Annotated in this window: 16 protein-coding genes and 4 tRNA genes; 13 read left to right on the forward strand and 7 right to left on the reverse strand. The window is 67.3% G+C overall.

Going from position 1 to position 13,971, the window contains the following annotated elements; translation table 11 throughout:
• Nucleotides 1–336 carry a type II toxin-antitoxin system PemK/MazF family toxin gene (locus AC1DB1_RS05875; RefSeq protein ID WP_477200120.1) on the forward strand — a complete coding sequence of 112 codons (336 nt, stop codon included), beginning with the start codon at nt 1–3 and terminating at the stop codon, nt 334–336.
• 19 nt (nt 337–355) lie between these two features.
• On the opposite strand, the gene AC1DB1_RS05880 is transcribed toward AC1DB1_RS05875, so the two are convergent.
• The 4 genes from AC1DB1_RS05880 to AC1DB1_RS05895 are packed head-to-tail and all read right to left on the reverse strand — an operon-like array spanning nt 356 to nt 3,748.
• The gene (locus tag AC1DB1_RS05880) at nt 356–595 is read right to left on the reverse strand and encodes a hypothetical protein (protein ID WP_271178855.1); all 240 of its coding nucleotides are present in this window, start codon (nt 593–595) and stop codon (nt 356–358) included.
• 1 nt (nt 596) lies between these two features.
• Nucleotides 597–881: a hypothetical protein gene (locus AC1DB1_RS05885; protein ID WP_477200121.1), complete on the reverse strand. Its 285-nt coding sequence runs from the start codon at nt 879–881 to the stop codon at nt 597–599.
• A 14-nt stretch (nt 882–895) separates the two neighbouring features.
• Nucleotides 896–1,150 carry a hypothetical protein gene (locus AC1DB1_RS05890; RefSeq protein ID WP_271178853.1) on the reverse strand — a complete coding sequence of 85 codons (255 nt, stop codon included), beginning with the start codon at nt 1,148–1,150 and terminating at the stop codon, nt 896–898.
• 15 nt (nt 1,151–1,165) lie between these two features.
• Nucleotides 1,166–3,748, reverse strand: a complete 2,583-nt coding sequence (locus tag AC1DB1_RS05895) for a WD40/YVTN/BNR-like repeat-containing protein (protein WP_477200122.1) — start codon at nt 3,746–3,748, stop codon at nt 1,166–1,168.
• Between the two features lie 523 nt (nt 3,749–4,271).
• Here AC1DB1_RS05895 and AC1DB1_RS05900 point away from each other — a divergent pair.
• Both AC1DB1_RS05900 and AC1DB1_RS05905 read left to right on the forward strand, forming a co-directional pair.
• Nucleotides 4,272–4,793: a beta-class carbonic anhydrase gene (locus AC1DB1_RS05900; RefSeq protein ID WP_477200123.1), complete on the forward strand. Its 522-nt coding sequence runs from the start codon at nt 4,272–4,274 to the stop codon at nt 4,791–4,793.
• Between the two features lie 30 nt (nt 4,794–4,823).
• Nucleotides 4,824–5,720 (forward strand): alpha/beta hydrolase, encoded by an 897-nt coding sequence (locus AC1DB1_RS05905; RefSeq protein WP_477200124.1) that lies wholly within the window; start codon nt 4,824–4,826, stop codon nt 5,718–5,720.
• A 121-nt stretch (nt 5,721–5,841) separates the two neighbouring features.
• Here the strand turns inward: AC1DB1_RS05905 and AC1DB1_RS05910 are convergent, their stop codons facing one another.
• Nucleotides 5,842–6,552 carry a hypothetical protein gene (locus tag AC1DB1_RS05910; RefSeq protein ID WP_271178849.1) on the reverse strand — a complete coding sequence of 237 codons (711 nt, stop codon included), beginning with the start codon at nt 6,550–6,552 and terminating at the stop codon, nt 5,842–5,844.
• 182 nt (nt 6,553–6,734) lie between these two features.
• On the opposite strand from AC1DB1_RS05910, the gene AC1DB1_RS05915 reads away from it, so the two are divergent.
• The 5 genes from AC1DB1_RS05915 to AC1DB1_RS05935 all read left to right on the forward strand — a co-directional run bounded on the left by AC1DB1_RS05915 (nt 6,735) and on the right by AC1DB1_RS05935 (nt 9,760).
• Nucleotides 6,735–7,214, forward strand: a complete 480-nt coding sequence (locus tag AC1DB1_RS05915) for a DUF1990 family protein (RefSeq protein WP_477200125.1) — start codon at nt 6,735–6,737, stop codon at nt 7,212–7,214.
• A gap of 62 nt (nt 7,215–7,276) precedes the next feature.
• Nucleotides 7,277–7,813, forward strand: a complete 537-nt coding sequence (locus tag AC1DB1_RS05920) for a GNAT family N-acetyltransferase (RefSeq protein ID WP_477200126.1) — start codon at nt 7,277–7,279, stop codon at nt 7,811–7,813.
• A 95-nt stretch (nt 7,814–7,908) separates the two neighbouring features.
• Nucleotides 7,909–8,499 carry a hypothetical protein gene (locus AC1DB1_RS05925; protein WP_477200127.1) on the forward strand — a complete coding sequence of 197 codons (591 nt, stop codon included), beginning with the start codon at nt 7,909–7,911 and terminating at the stop codon, nt 8,497–8,499.
• Between the two features lie 118 nt (nt 8,500–8,617).
• Nucleotides 8,618–9,424, forward strand: coding sequence for an isocitrate lyase/PEP mutase family protein (locus tag AC1DB1_RS05930; protein ID WP_477200128.1), 807 nt, complete (start codon nt 8,618–8,620; stop codon nt 9,422–9,424).
• Between the two features lie 39 nt (nt 9,425–9,463).
• A complete protein-coding gene (locus tag AC1DB1_RS05935) occupies nt 9,464–9,760 on the forward strand; it encodes a response regulator transcription factor (RefSeq protein ID WP_477200129.1) in 297 nt (98 codons plus the stop codon).
• Between the two features lie 102 nt (nt 9,761–9,862).
• Here the strand turns inward: AC1DB1_RS05935 and AC1DB1_RS05940 are convergent, their stop codons facing one another.
• A complete protein-coding gene (locus AC1DB1_RS05940) occupies nt 9,863–10,624 on the reverse strand; it encodes a class I SAM-dependent methyltransferase (protein WP_477200130.1) in 762 nt (253 codons plus the stop codon).
• Nucleotides 10,625–10,801: 177 nt separating this feature from the next.
• A tRNA-Val gene (locus AC1DB1_RS05945) sits at nt 10,802–10,877 on the reverse strand.
• A gap of 163 nt (nt 10,878–11,040) precedes the next feature.
• On the opposite strand from AC1DB1_RS05945, the gene AC1DB1_RS05950 reads away from it, so the two are divergent.
• The 5 genes from AC1DB1_RS05950 (at nt 11,041) to AC1DB1_RS05970 (ending at nt 13,963) form a co-directional block, all read left to right on the forward strand.
• Nucleotides 11,041–11,112, forward strand: a tRNA-Gly gene (locus AC1DB1_RS05950).
• A 53-nt stretch (nt 11,113–11,165) separates the two neighbouring features.
• Nucleotides 11,166–11,239, forward strand: a tRNA-Cys gene (locus AC1DB1_RS05955).
• 22 nt (nt 11,240–11,261) lie between these two features.
• Nucleotides 11,262–11,336 (forward strand) — tRNA-Val (locus tag AC1DB1_RS05960).
• Between the two features lie 726 nt (nt 11,337–12,062).
• The gene (locus tag AC1DB1_RS05965; RefSeq protein WP_477200131.1) at nt 12,063–12,395 is read left to right on the forward strand and encodes a hypothetical protein; all 333 of its coding nucleotides are present in this window, start codon (nt 12,063–12,065) and stop codon (nt 12,393–12,395) included.
• Complete coding sequence (locus tag AC1DB1_RS05970; protein WP_477200132.1) at nt 12,392–13,963, forward strand: DUF3631 domain-containing protein; 1,572 nt, start codon at nt 12,392–12,394, stop codon at nt 13,961–13,963. Before AC1DB1_RS05965 ends, AC1DB1_RS05970 begins: the two co-directional genes overlap by 4 nt.
• Nucleotides 13,964–13,971 lie beyond the last annotated feature (8 nt).

Here is a 13,971-nt window from a genome sequence, read left to right on the forward strand (position 1 = left end):
ATGGCGACGCGGACCCGGGGGGAGATCGTCTGGACCTGGGTGCCGTACGAGGAGGCCGACGGCCGCGGCAAGGACCGTCCGGTGCTGGTGGTGGCGAGCGAGCGATCGGGCGCCGTGCTCGCGGTGCAGCTGACCAGCCAGGCGCATCCGGGCCGCCCGGAATACGTGCCGATCGGCAGCGGACCATGGGACGGCCAGGGGCGCCCGAGCTATGTGAACCTGCAGCGGGTCTTCCGCGTGCACCAGGGAGGGATGCGCCGCGAGGCGGCCGCGCTCGAGCGCGCGCGCTTCGACGTCGTGCGGGCAGCGCTCGCCGGCCGCTACGGCTGGAGCTGACGACCGGCGTCGACCGTGGTCAGTCGCGGGCGGATCTGAGGCGTGCTCCCGTCACCGCGGCAAGCACGGCGAAGACGACGGCGATCAGCGCGAGCGCGGCGACGACGAGCCACTCGGCCGTGCCGCTGCCCTCATCGGGATCGAGACCGGTCAGCCGCTCGATCCACTGCGGCTGGATGAGCGTCACGATCGCGACGATCGCCGCGATCAGCGCGATGACTCCTTCGACGGACATCCGGATGGTGAGTCGGCGGCGCATCTCACTCGCCTCCGAACGGGACGGCGGGACCGGCGGAGAACGCGTCGCCGGGGTCAGAGGCATGTACGCCCGGTCGATCTCCGGCCCCTGGCGCTGCCGGGACGTCGCCCGTCGCCCCGGCTGCGCCAGGACCCGTCGGTGCTGCTCCCGCCGACTTCGCGCCGACGGCCGCCGCACGGGCGAGGACTTCTGCGGGTGCGGAGTCGGCTGCAGCCGATCCCTGGTCACCCGACGTCACCTCGACGGCATCGGGTGCGCCGTCGTCGATCGTGATGCTGACGTGCATGATGGTGCGCTCCTTCAGTTCAGAACGGCGTAACGGCCCTCGAAGGTGAGAGGCGTCGTGGTGAGGTTGCGTGCAACGATCCAGTAGGTGCACTGATCGGTCGCGCCCCGCTCGACCTGGATGGTCCAGTCGACCTGGGGCGCACCCGGCTTCGGTGTGGTGGGCATCAGGTACCAGACGACATGCCACGCCGGAGGCCAGCCCCACGTGTACCAGCTGCCCGAGGCACCGGCGGCGAGGGTGCCGGTGAATTGAACGTTCGTCCACATGATCTGTTCTCCCTCTCAGTACAAGCTCAAGATCTCGAAGCGGCCCTCGAACGTGACGGGCGCGTTGCTGAGGTTCCGCACGGTGATCCAGTAGGTGGCGAACTCGGAGCTCGCGCGCTCCACCTGGGTCGAGCAGGACAGCTGCGGGCCGCCGGGCGTGATGACCGTCGGCATCGCCGTCCAGATGACGTGCCAGGCGGCGGGCCAATTGAACGTGAACCAGCGGCCTGATGCGTGTGGGGCGAGCGTTCCCGTCCACTGCACTCCGCAGGTCGGCGAGGTCGGCCAGCCGTCGACCGGAATCTCCCAGACGCCGCGATTGCGGGTCGCTGCGCGCAGCACCCGCGCGTGCGGATGGAAGATCAGGTCACCGATGTAGGCGTTGGGGAGGCTGGAGGCGAACGGGCTCCACGTCGCTCCGGCGTCCTGACTCTGGTAGACGCCGAGGTCGGCTGCGACCCAGACGCGTGACGGATTCGCCGGATCCACCGCGATCGCATTGATCCCGAGGTTGGGGAGTCCGGCGGAGCAGTCGGTCCACGTCGTGCCACCGTCCGACGATCGGAAGACACGCCCGCCGCCGCGACTGGAGCTCGTCGCCCACAGCCGCCCCGAGCCTCCCGGCACCGCCCGGATGTCGCTCACCCAGGCTCCGGCACGCGGAGTGGTGAGGCTCGAGAACGCGCCCCAGGCTCCGCCACTGAACCGGGTGACCAGCAGGCCGCCGCCGGTGAGGCCGACGACGACGGTGTCGGGATCCGGAACATGCATCGCGCTCGCGGTGCCGCCCGTCGGATAGCCGACCCTGGTCCAGGTCGTCCCGTTGTCGCGCGACACGTAGAGTGCGTCGCCGCCGAGCGCGACCGTGTCGCCACCCGACTCGCTCGCCTCGAACGGCACGTAGAAGAGTCCCGAACTCTCGCCGGCGGGCCGGGCCGGCGTGATGTTCGACCAGCTCGCCCAGGCTCCCTTGGTCGTCGACCGTTCGGCCGAGCCGTTCTGGAACGTGTGGAAGACGATGTCGGAGTTCGTGCGATTGCTCGCACAGTCGCCGCCGTCGCCGTCTTGCACGTGCTCCCAGGTCGCGGAGCCGGTGTACCGGTTGGTGCCGTTGTCCTGGGTTCCCCCGATGAGCCAGCGCGGCGACCCGATGTCGTGCGCCAGGTATTCGTACTCGCTGATCGCCAGACCGTTGTTGCGGTGGCGCCAGGTGACGCCCCGGTCATCCGAGCGGAAGACACCGCCGTCGCTGCCTGCGTAGAGCGTGGCGGCGGAGCGCGGGGAGAAGGCGATCGAGTGCTGGTCGGGGTGAATGGAGTCGCCGGCCGGCTTGCTGGAGATGTTCTCCCACGCGAACGTCGACCCGGTCAGGTCGCCTCGGTGCAGATGGATCTCACCGCAGTAGACCTCGGTCGCCGAGTCCGGTGACGCCGCGACGTACCAGTCGTACCAGCCCTGACCGCCGCTCGACCCGGGCGGCGCAGGGAACTGCGTCCACCGCACGGCGCGCGGCGAGCGGGCGCGCCGCCAGAGGTAGGCCGCCGAGGGCGACGCGTTGTCGGCCGCCCAGACGTACGCGACCGTCGGGGAGGAGGGCGCGATCGAGACGGCGACGCGCTGGTAGCTCGCCGGTGCGCCGGGCAGCGTGATCGGATTCCACGTCGCGCCGCTGTCGGTGGTCGAGAACGCGCCGTCCGCGCATCCGGCGAGCAGTTCGCCACCGGTCGGCGACACTGAGATCGACCAGGTGCGCTGAAAGCGGCTCTGCATCCAGGTCACACCGCTGTCGGTCGAGATGTACAGGCCGCCTGTGGTTCCGGCGAAGAGCCTGGTGGGTGTCGACGGGTCGACGACGAGGCTGTGGAACCCCTGGCCGACGAACGGCTTGGTCGCAAGTGGCGTCCAGTTCGTTCCGCCATCGGTCGAGCGAAGCACGCCGTTTCCGAGCCACGACCACCAGTCGCCCTCGCCGGTGCCGCAATAGACCAGAGACGGGTTCGAGGGGTCGAACGCAAGAGCCCCGACGGTCGTTGTGGCCGCGTAGTCGGTGCGGGGCGCCCAGCTGTCGCCGCCGTTCGAGCTCTCCCAGACGCCGCCGTTCGCGGCTCCGACGAGCACGTGATCGGGGCGCGCCGGATCGACGGCGAGTGCGGAGGCGCGTCCGCTGACGTTGATCCTGCTCGCGCCGTAGGTCTGGCCGTTGGTGATGGTCGCCGGTCCGAGCGGGCGCCATTGCGGGCCGGTCCTGGTGGGGGGCCCGAGCAGGAGCGCCGCAGCGGCCGAGTCCTCGGCATACGCGCGCGCGGCTTCGGCTGCTGTCGCGCCGGGTTCCGCGGCCTCGGGGGCGGGGGTCCTGGCGCGCCCTCGGCCTCGCGTGCTGCGCGGTGCCGGCGCGGCGTTCAGCTCGGGAGCGAGAGCGAGAACGGCGGGCGCGCGCTCGCTGACGGCATCCGCGACGGTCTGCCGCGCGACATCGTCGAGCCCCGCCTTGGCCAGCGTCTCGATCAGCCGCAGCAGTGCTTTGCCGCCGGGTGGTCGGGGTGGTTTCGCTGCGGTCGTCGTTGCGGCCGCGGTCGTCGTGTCTTCTGGTCCGTGCACGTACGCTCACCTCCTGGAGAAGCGTCCGGCAGCGCCGGTCACATGCTCAGCTCGAACTCCCGGGAGGGTTCGCGGAGTGCGTGCCCGTGGCACGCGGGTCGACCGGCGTGGTGCCGGTCGCGCGGTCGGCTTCGTGACCGTTCGATTCCTCACCCGACGTAGCCTCATCGTCAGCAGGAACGTCTGCGTGCGCAGCGATGAACTGCTGAAGGCGCTGTTCCGCCCGATCGCTGCTGTCGTCTGCTGGTTCGCCCGGTCGACGGGTCACTGTTGCCCGTCCTTCCGGTCGGTCTCAACCCCTCATGGTCCCACCGCTGCAGCTGGGGCCGCAAGAGCGGTGTGCTGTGCGGAGAGCGACGTGTCGGACTTCCCTCACGAACAGGGTGGGGCTGGCGGTGAGATGGGGGGAACCCCGCGTTCCGGTCGACCTACCGGCGGACATAGAGTCGCGCTTGGGTCACAGCAGCTGCCGCAGCTGAGAGCATCCACGCGCGTAGCCCGTGCCGACAGGAGGTACACGACCATGAGTCTCATCGATGAGGCGCTGAACGCCAATGCGACGATCGCCGACGGTTATGATCCCGGCCCGGGCGGGCCTCCCTCGCCCAAGATCGCGATCGTCACCTGCGCGGATCCGCGCCTGTCCGGCATCGTGCGCCTACTGGGGCTGGCCGACGCCGACGTCGACATGATCAGGAATGTGGGCACGGTCATCGACGACGACTCGATCCGCTCCCTCGTGATCTCGACCAGAGTGCTCGGCACCCGCGAGATCATGATCATCAATCACGACGACTGCGGCATGCTCCGGTTCACGGACGACGAACTGGAGGATCGGCTCCGGAACGAGACGGGGGTGTCTCCGATCGCGCCGGCGAAGTTCTACAGCTTCACCGACACGGAACGGAACACGCGGGAGCAGATGCAGAAGGCCCGCTCGCACCCGTGGATCGCGGCGGATGTGGCGGTCAGAGGGTTCATCTTCCATCTGGACACCGGCCGGGTGAGCGAGGTGCGCCCGGCGGCACTGCCGGCCGCCGGCTAGGCCGACGCGGGAGACCGGGGCCGGTTCGACATGCCGAGTCAGGCGATGCTGGATGTGATGGAGGCGTTGAGAGAGCGCCAGCGGGCGAGTGCTAACGAGCCGGCCGAATCGCTCGCGGAGACACGCGCGGGCTTCGAGCCGGCCGGATCCGCGCATCCGGTGCCCGACGATGTCGTGGTCACCGCTGTGGACGCCGCGGGCGTGGCGGCGCACTGGCTGGACGCGCCAGGGGTCGACGGCAGACGCGCGCTCCTGTTTCTGCACGGCGGCGGCTATCAGTTCGGGTCGCTGCGCAGCGACGGCGAGCTGGCGGCGCGCCTGGGCAGGGCGGCCGGGATGCGGGTGCTGTTCCCCGAGTACCGGCTCGCGCCCGAGCATCCGTTTCCCGCGGCCGTCGACGATGTCTTGGCCGTGTGGCGCTGGCTTCGACGGCGAACTGCGGCGCGATCGCTCGCGGTGGCCGGTGACTCCGCCGGTGGCGGGCTTGCGGTTGCGCTGCTCGTGGCCACCCGGGACGCCGGAGAGGACCTGCCGGCCGCCGCCGTTCTGCTGTCGCCGACCGTGGATCTGACGAGCTCGGGCGCATCGATGACCGACCGCGTCGACGAAGATCCGATATCCACCCCGCAACTACTCAGCCGGCTGGCGTCGGACTACCTGGCGGGGGCCGACCCTCGGAATCCGCTGGCGTCGCCCCTGTTCGCGTCCCTCGCCGGCCTCCCGCCGCTGCTGGTGCAGGTGGGGACGGCCGACCTCCTCTTCAGTGACGCGGAACGCCTGGCGCGCGCGGCGACGGAGGAGGGCGTCGACGTACGCTTCGAGGTCGGAGACGGACTCCCGCACGTGTACCAGCTGATGCTCGGCACCCCGGAGGCGGCCGAGGCGACGGAGGGGATCGGGGTGTTCCTGCGCGAGCGCGTCGTGTGAGTCGCCGTGCTGCGGCCGCCAGCAGCCCTGGTGGCGTGCGCTTCTCCCGCTACGTCTTGTCGCCCCGCGCAGTGCCCGTTTCTGCTTGGCGCAGCGGGGCACGACCGTAGCCGCGCCCAGATCATTTCGGCGACGGGCATGCCTTGACGATGGCCGCGGCCCTCGGGCCGTCCATGAGACCGCCGTCGCTCGGGAACCAGTTCTGGTGCGGCCACTTCGCGATGAAGTCGGCGCGAGACGGCGCCGGAGGGTTGGCGATGCCGTTGGCCTGGTAGCACGGAGCCAGGAACCGGGTCAGGTAGTCGTAGAGCCAGCCCAGCTGCTGCTGTGTCATTGGTGACGTGGGCGGGTACGGATGCTCGACGTTGCACACGTAGGCGCCGATCGCCTCCTGCTCGTTGGTCGTCTCCGCGCCGACGCTGGTGGCTTTGTCGCCCTTCTGCGCGCCGGCCGGATAGCCGAGTGCGATGGGAACCTTCTGCTCCGTGTAGCACTGTGTCATCACGTCCATCTCGGTCGCGTCCGAGATGTAGCCGTCGAACGTCACCTGGGGGCGAACCGCCGAGGGGTACTGCTGCACAAGCTGTTTCCACGCCTCATCCGCGCGTGCGATCCTCAACTGCTCCGTCTGGGCAGCGGTCTGCGGAGCCGGTGCCGGCGAGGGGCCGAGATCGGGCATCGGCACGGTGACGGCCTCGGGCGTCGGCGTCGCCGTTGAACGAGCATCCGGATGCGCGGAGGCCGTGGCGGCGCAGCCGACGAGCAGGCCGACCGCAGCGAGCGTCGCCGCTGCCGTCGCGAACTGCTTGAGTCGACTGACGTTCCGCGCCACAATGCCCCCTTCTCCGCTGCGCTGCCGATCCAGACAGCGCTCGCGTCCATGTGCCTGAGCACACCCTAGGGGCTATCGCGTTCTTCGCCGCGGATTTCCGCGCGTCGTCGCTCGGGGGTGGTCGTCGGTGAATCGGCCCCTGCGCGGTTGATACTCTCGCTCCGACGGCTTGGAGGGCGGACATGGGGATGACGGCGCCGGAGATCGACGTCTGGCCGGCGACGGATCCCTGCTATCGGCGGTCGGAGGTGTCGGCCGTCATCGGCTCCGGCCCCGCCGTCTGGGAGCGAGCGAGCACCGACGTGCTGCACTGGCGAGTGAAGACCGAGAGCGGGTTCACCGTCGATTCCGCTGAACGTGTCGCTGCGGGGCAACGGCTGGTGATCACCGCGCGTGTACTCGGCCTCGCCATCAGAGAACCGATCGAAGTCGTCGAGGTGGTCGAGGAGACCGATCGCGTGGGCTTCGCCTACCGGACCAGGCCGGGGCATCCGGTGTCGGGGGAGGAGTCGTTCATCGTGCAGCGAGACGGTGATCAGGTGAGCCTCGTCGTGCGATCGCTCACGCGCGCGGCCGCTCAGCAGCCGTGGCGCGCGCTGTTCCTGCTGCTGCTCGTCGCGCAGCGCGTGGCTCGCCGGAGGTACCTGCGGTCGCTGCGCTGAGCTACGGTCCGCGCCGACCGCGTCGGGCGAGGACGACGGCGACGCCCGGCATACTTATCTCCATGGATGAGTCGCGAGCGCCGGCGGGCGAGGTCGTTCTCGAGACCGGCCGGTTGCACCTGAGACGGTGGCGCGTCTCAGACGCCGCCGTGCAGCACGAATTGTGGACCGAGCGTGACCCGCGGGTCCCTCCCCGCCGGCGGATCGATGCGGACGGACATCCCACCGTCGAGGACATCGAGGGCTGGATCCGCGATGAGCGCGCCTCGGCTCGCGACCTGCTGGTCGCAGAGCGCACGGGTGAGGGCGACGTCATCGGCTACTGCGGGCTGATCCCCAACGTGCACGGGCAGGACGGAGAGCCGGAACTGGCCTTCGAGTTCCTGCGCCGGGTCTGGAACCAGGGGTACGCGACGGAGGCGTCGCGGGCCGTGCTCGCCTGGGCGGAGGCGTCGGGCTACCGCCGCCTGTGGGCGACAGTGCGCGACTGGAACATCGCGTCCCGACGCGTGCTCGCCAAGCTCGGCTTCGTCGAGACCGACCGGGTCGAGCCGGATGCCGTGCACGGGGACTCGCTGTTCACGAGCAAGGCGCTCTGATCGGGACCGAAGAGTCCGTCGGTCATCGATACGTGTCTGCTCGAACGACGACACAGGCTCTTGTGGGTCCCGTCCGAGTGTGGTCGTCTTTCTCCGTGACCTTCTTTCCGCCGGACCTCCCAGAAGCGCAGACCAATCGCGTCGCCGACGATCCAGCTCCGTGGTGGAAGCCTTCGGACGAGGAACTGCCCGCTCTTTTCCCGATCGGCGAGACGATCGCGCAAAGTGACACCGCGGCGCTCATTCTGAGTTCGGCTCGCGTGTACAGCAACGGAGTCGAGTTCGTAATCGATCGTCGCCTGAGACGGTACGGCATCAGCAACCGCGAATGGCAGCAGATGCAATGGCAGATTCACGGGCACGCAGGCATTCGAGATCCCGACCGGCTCCGCTACGGCCTGGTACTGGGCGACGGTCAGCAGCTGATCCTCGACCAGCCGTCCGGGATGTTCGTCGAGAGACCCGAGAAGCACAGCCTCGCCCTGTCAGGTGGCAACGGCGGCGGGTCCGAGGACTTCTACCGGTTTGACGATGGTATGTGGCTCTGGCCATTGCCGCCGGAGGGACCGCTCGAGGTGGTTGCTCAATGGCCGGCGTTCGGCGTGCCTGAGTCGCACGTCGTGTTGGACAGTGCGCCGCTCCTCGAGCTGGCTTCGCAGGCGCGAACGGTGTGGGATCAGGGTTAGCGCGGCTTGCATCCGCGTATCACGCCCGGTCGCTGAACGATCGCCATCGCCCGCGTGCGACGACCGGGTATCGCGCTCGCCGGCGCAGCGCTAGCCTCGCAGGGTGGGAGGGACAACCATGACGTTCCGCGAACTGCATTTCGAAGACGAGTTGTTGCTGCTGCCGAACGCGTGGGATGTCGGCTCCGCGCTCGCCTTCGCCGCAGCCGATTTTCCGGCGATCGGCACGACGAGTTTCGGCGTGAATGCGTCGGCCGGGCAACCGGATGCTGCAGGCGCCAGCCGGGATGCCACCGTCGCGTTGGTCGGGCGAATCAGTTCGCTTCCCGTATACATCTCCGCTGACATCGAGGACGGCTACAGCGATGATCCGGGTGAGGTCGCCGACCTTGTCGCGGGGCTTGACGTTGACGGCGTGAACATCGAAGACTCGGCTGACGGGCGACTGGTGGATCCGGCAGTGCTGGCCGCGAAGGTCGCCGCAATCAAGCGTGCCGCGCCCGAGGTGTTCGTCAATGCGCGGGTGGACTCCTACTGGTTCCATGAGGACGACACGGTTGCTGCCGTCCTCGAGCGGGCAAAGGCGTACGCCGATGTGGGAGCGGACGGGATCTTCATCCCGGGTGCGGCGGACCCGGCGACGCTGGAACAGTTGACCGCCGGCATCCCGCTGCCCGTCAACGTGCTGGTCGTGCCGAGCCTCACGCTGGACGATCTGAAGAACCTGGGCATCCGTAGGGTCAGCACCGGGTCGCTGCCGTATCGCGCTGCGATCGACGCCGCCGTGGACGTCGCCAGAGCGGTGCGTGACAGGCGCGACGTACCGACCGCGACCTCCTATGACGAGTCGCAGCAGCGGCTCGTCGACTTCGCGTCGCGCGCGAAGCGTGGGGTGGCAGGGTCCCCCCGAACACCTGCCACCTGAGCGCCGCGCTTCCCCCGGGCGGCACCACCCGAAGAGACTATGCACGATCGGGCCGAAGAGGAATGTGCCGAAGGTCACATCGTGGTGGTCGTCCCTCGACCGGCGGAGCGGCCATCATTGTCGTGTGGTCACGAAGAAGCTGCTCTCCGCGAACTCGAAGTGCTCAGGATGATCGCCCAGGCCTACACGAATCGCGACATCAGCGGGCGCCTGCACATCGCGGAGGGCACGGTCAAGCGGCACACGACCAACATCTATGCGAAGCTCGGTGCGACCTCCCGGATCGACGCCGTGCGGAAAGCGGTGCGCCTCGACCTCTGGGGGTCCGAGGAGTGAGCACGAATCCAGTCGATGCGAAACATCGTCGGTCGCGCCGGTTGAGCGGCGCGTAGGAAGGGTGAGCCGCGAACCCGTGCGAAGGCCGTTCTGATCTGTGCGTTATGCCTCAACTCCGATCAGTACGAAGAGCAAGAACGCGAGGAAGCGTCCGCTTGGGCGGTTCTCGAACTCGTCGGGGAATCGTTCATACGCGGCCGCCGCCGGCGCTGGTTCGCTGATGGTTTCGATGCGGAAACCGGCCGCAGCGAACGCGTCCGTCATGGCGTGAAGAGGTCTGTCCCAGAAAGTGAGCTCGGCCGTTCCGGCGCCCAAAGTCCATTCCTCGGTACGGGGCCGTGTCCCGAAATACTCTGACATTCCGCCTGAGAGACGATCGCCGAGGAACGTCGCCGATGGATGCTCTTCGGAGACGATCAGGCGACCGCCGGGCTTCAACACACGGTGGAATTCAGCCAATGTGGGTGCCCAGTCCTCGAGGTAGTGCAGCGCCTGGGACACGATGACGTCGTCGAAGGTGTCGTCGGCGAACGGGAGCGCATCCGCCAGGTCGGCGACGAACAGGTCAGCGTCAGTGCCGAGCCGTTGCCTGGCTTGATCCAGCATCCCCTGGCTCGAATCGAAGCCCGTGACGACCGCGCCGCGGTCACGCAGATCCGAGAGGATCGGTCCCGAGCCGCATGCCGCGTCGAGAATCCGACGCCCGGTGACGTCGCCCGCGAGCTCGATCAGCGCGGGCCGGTTGTAGTACTCGTTCAGGAGACTGGTCTCATTGAGGGCCGCGTACCCCTCGGCGATACTGTCGTACGCGGTTCCCGCCGAGTGGTCGTCGGTGGGCGCGCTGTCACGGGGAGTCTGGGCCATGGGGTCATCGTGCCACACGGCTGCAGGACGGAGTTCGCGCTAGGGGCGGCACGGACCAGCCGTCAGAGGCACCGGAGCTGGGGGGATTCTGCCTAGTGCACGACGGTCGCACCACGCTGCGCGACAAAGCCCGCCGACAGATCGAGAGTGGGGGACTGTGATGCAGAAGCCTTTATGTGGTGGGCGATACCGGACTCGAACCGATGACCTCTTCCGTGTGAAGGAAGCGCGCTACCAACTGCGCCAATCGCCCTGAACTGCGCCGGAGAATCCCGGCCGCGAGACTCGATACTAGCCGACGAAACGGCCCCGGCGCACATCGGCCACGCGACACACCCGGTTACGTCTCCAGTTTGGAATTCGGCGATCGCATCGGCTAAAGTCATTCAAGTGCCGCAGAGATGCGGAACAAAAATGCGGATGTGGCGCAGTGGTAGCGCATAACCTTGCCAAGGTTAGGGTCGCGAGTTCGAATCTCGTCATCCGCTCGAGTCGGCCCGATCGAAAGATCGGGCCTCTCATCACGGTGGTGAACCCAAACGGTGGATTGGCCGAGAGGCGAGGCAGCGGCCTGCAAAGCCGTATACACGGGTTCGAATCCCGTATCCACCTCCAACCCGGGGTAAAGCTCGGGTTTGGGCGATTGGCGCAGCGGTAGCGCGCTTCCCTGACACGGAAGAGGTCACTGGTTCGATCCCAGTATCGCCCACCACGAGAAAGAGCCCCCTGACCGGGGCTTTTTCTGTTTCTGCAGGCACCGCCTGGGCTGAACGTGGGCTGAGTCGACATTCGCCGACACGACCGGACGCGCTAGAAGGGGCTCCGAGGGGGCCCGTAGGTATCGGTCGAAATTCCTGTAGCCACGATGTAGCGCGGCCAATTATTGGCTCTCAGTGCCGAATTCTCTGGGCGGCGTCCGAACCATGGCCGCACCCGACTCCTTGCCACGTCGGTATCGGATGTAACGCCAAACCGGGGGAGTCAAAGAAGACAAAAAAAATAGATCTTTGAAAGAAGCACATGAGAGTGCAGGATCGCCCCTCGTCGTCGCGCAACCTCCTAGGACACTTCCGGATACGCGACACATCCGGTACAAACGCGACAGCGCGGCGGCGACCGCGACACGCCGAAATGAAATTGCTGAGCTACAGCTTGCGCGAATGACATGCGTGTGATTATGGTCTCTGTAGGTAGCTGGCCGGATGGCCGTGCCTGAGGCGAGAGCCGGTCCGGGATGGACCTAAAACTTGGGCGAGAGCCCCGTCGGCCGTGATGGCCAGTATGGCGAACGCCGGTCCGGGATGGACCTAAAACTTGGGCGAGAGCCCCACCGTCCGGATGGACACCGTTCTAAAAGCCGCTCATGCGAGCGGGGTGTCACGGGCATGTCCCGACTTCATCGCCCTCCCGTATGAGCCCAACTACACGGGAGCTACCCATGGGCAAGAAGCACAAGACCAAGAAAATGCGCGAGAGCGGGCACGTCGAGGCCGGCCGTAAAGGTGCGCAGATCAGATGGGCGGGAACCACCGCCGAGCAGCGCAGAGATGCGACCGCCGCCGCTCGTGAAGCGCGCCAAGCGACTACGGAGGCTCGGCGTCGCGATCGTCTCGCTGCCACTGCGAAGGCCATCGAGCTTGACGGGGGCATCGCCTACTTCATGGTGAAGGCCCAGCGGGACCGCCCCGACCTTGACCTCGAAGGCCGCTATAAGCTCGCTCGCCGTCTCCGCCGTGAGCAACTCCGTCGCATTCAGAGCCAGGGCCGGTGAACGGTGTGCATGACGACCCGCTCGCCTGGAGCGACGAAGAGATTGACGCCGAGGAGCTCGCCGAGGCTGAGCTCGCTGAGCACTTTCACCACGGCGCCATCGGCTCTCTCGCCGAGAGTGGCCGGCACCTCAGCCGTCGGCGCGCCCTGGGCGTCGCCGAGGAGTTCCGCATGAAGCACGAGCCGAACGCCAACGCTGGGGAGGTCGCCGCCGCCGTCAACGAGGCGCACACGGCCGACCGAAAGGCCAGCAAGGCATATAGACGCGGGCGCTCGCTCCCCACCAAGGCTCAGCAGAAGGCGAACCTAGCTGTTTTTGAAGCGGCAAAGGCCGAGCTCGACGCGATGACCAAGACCAAGCGGAAGGCGCTTCGCAAGGGCCTCTCGCCAGAGTCCCGCGCCATTCAGCGCCGTGTCGCGCTGCACAACTCGTTACAAGCGCCCGCCGAGTACATCGACGGCGAGGATATCGCTGACCGTTCGGTGAAATGGCTAAAGCGGTTCAACTACTACGGCGATGACCACGGCGCGAACATCGACGCCCTGTGGCTGATTCTCGCTAACGTTTTCCGTCCGCTCGGGGTCATGATGCCGTTTCTTCACATCTGTGCACCCGAGTACGGCACAGGCAAGACGAACCACGGCGAATATGTCGGCTTGCTTGCGCCCGACTACATGATGGCCGCATCGTTTTCGCCGTCATCGTTCGTTCGATATCAGGAAGCCAAGCCTGCCTCGGTCATGGTCCTCGATGAGGTCGATGCATACTGGGTTGGAGGTCAGTCGTCGAGCGACAGCACCGAGAGCATGCGAGCCGTGATCGACACAGCTTGCTATCCCACGGGAGGCTTCATTCGGTCTGAGCGCGATGGTGAGTCGGGTGAATGGATACCGCGCGAGATTCGGGTCTACGCGGCATGCGTCTTGATCGGACGTGGCGACTTGCCCGAGTCGATTGCTACGAGGGCGATCAAACAGCACCAGAAGAAGAAGCTTCCGGGCGAAGTTGTTGAGAGGTTCCGTCTCCGAGAGCAAGAGCCCGCCGTAAATGAACTTCGGACCAGCATCACGCAATGGGCGCTGGCGAATGTCGGCGCGATCGAGCGACGCCTTGGCCGAGACCTCCCCAACGAGTTGGAGAACCGCGATGCTCAGAAATGGGAGGGCATCATTGCGGTCGCCGATGTGCTGGGCGGCGGATGGCCGGAGCGAGCTCGTGCGGCGGCAATCGCTGACGTCACGAGCGTTTCTCGCCGGCCGCGCTCGACGTCCAACATGCTCCTCGGCGACGTCCGGACCGCATTTGGGGATTCCGACCGCATCACTGCTTCGGAACTTCTCAATCGTCTCCGAATGATGGAGGAAAGCCCCTGGGGGGAGTGGGACCACGGCCAGCCGCTCGACACGCGAATGATGATGCGCCTTCTCAAGGATTACGGCATCCCGAGCAACTACTCCCTTCGGTTTCCGGACCACCAGACCCCGCAGCGTGGCTGGCGCCGCGGCGACTGGGCCGAGACGTGGAGCCGCTATCTCTCACCCGAAACGCCCGCACTACCAACCCTCTAAGGAGTCAG

It is taken from the genome of Leifsonia sp. 10N434, from assembly GCF_056394405.1.

What these genes read in the sequence shown, in the direction of transcription:
- AC1DB1_RS05915 (WP_477200125.1), top strand. Translation starts at nt 6,735, where the DNA reads ATGGGGATGACGGCGCCGGAGATCGACGTCTGGCCGGCGACGGATCCC.
- AC1DB1_RS05875 (WP_477200120.1), top strand. Translation starts at nt 1, where the DNA reads ATGGCGACGCGGACCCGGGGGGAGATCGTCTGGACCTGGGTGCCGTAC.
- AC1DB1_RS05905 (WP_477200124.1), top strand. Translation starts at nt 4,824, where the DNA reads ATGCCGAGTCAGGCGATGCTGGATGTGATGGAGGCGTTGAGAGAGCGC.
- AC1DB1_RS05890 (WP_271178853.1), bottom strand. Translation starts at nt 1,150, where the DNA reads ATGTGGACGAACGTTCAATTCACCGGCACCCTCGCCGCCGGTGCCTCG.
- AC1DB1_RS05900 (WP_477200123.1), top strand. Translation starts at nt 4,272, where the DNA reads ATGAGTCTCATCGATGAGGCGCTGAACGCCAATGCGACGATCGCCGAC.
- AC1DB1_RS05965 (WP_477200131.1), top strand. Translation starts at nt 12,063, where the DNA reads ATGGGCAAGAAGCACAAGACCAAGAAAATGCGCGAGAGCGGGCACGTC.
- AC1DB1_RS05920 (WP_477200126.1), top strand. Translation starts at nt 7,277, where the DNA reads ATGGATGAGTCGCGAGCGCCGGCGGGCGAGGTCGTTCTCGAGACCGGC.
- AC1DB1_RS05930 (WP_477200128.1), top strand. Translation starts at nt 8,618, where the DNA reads ATGACGTTCCGCGAACTGCATTTCGAAGACGAGTTGTTGCTGCTGCCG.
- AC1DB1_RS05880 (WP_271178855.1), bottom strand. Translation starts at nt 595, where the DNA reads ATGCGCCGCCGACTCACCATCCGGATGTCCGTCGAAGGAGTCATCGCG.
- AC1DB1_RS05885 (WP_477200121.1), bottom strand. Translation starts at nt 881, where the DNA reads ATGCACGTCAGCATCACGATCGACGACGGCGCACCCGATGCCGTCGAG.
- AC1DB1_RS05935 (WP_477200129.1), top strand. Translation starts at nt 9,464, where the DNA reads ATGCACGATCGGGCCGAAGAGGAATGTGCCGAAGGTCACATCGTGGTG.
- AC1DB1_RS05940 (WP_477200130.1), bottom strand. Translation starts at nt 10,624, where the DNA reads ATGGCCCAGACTCCCCGTGACAGCGCGCCCACCGACGACCACTCGGCG.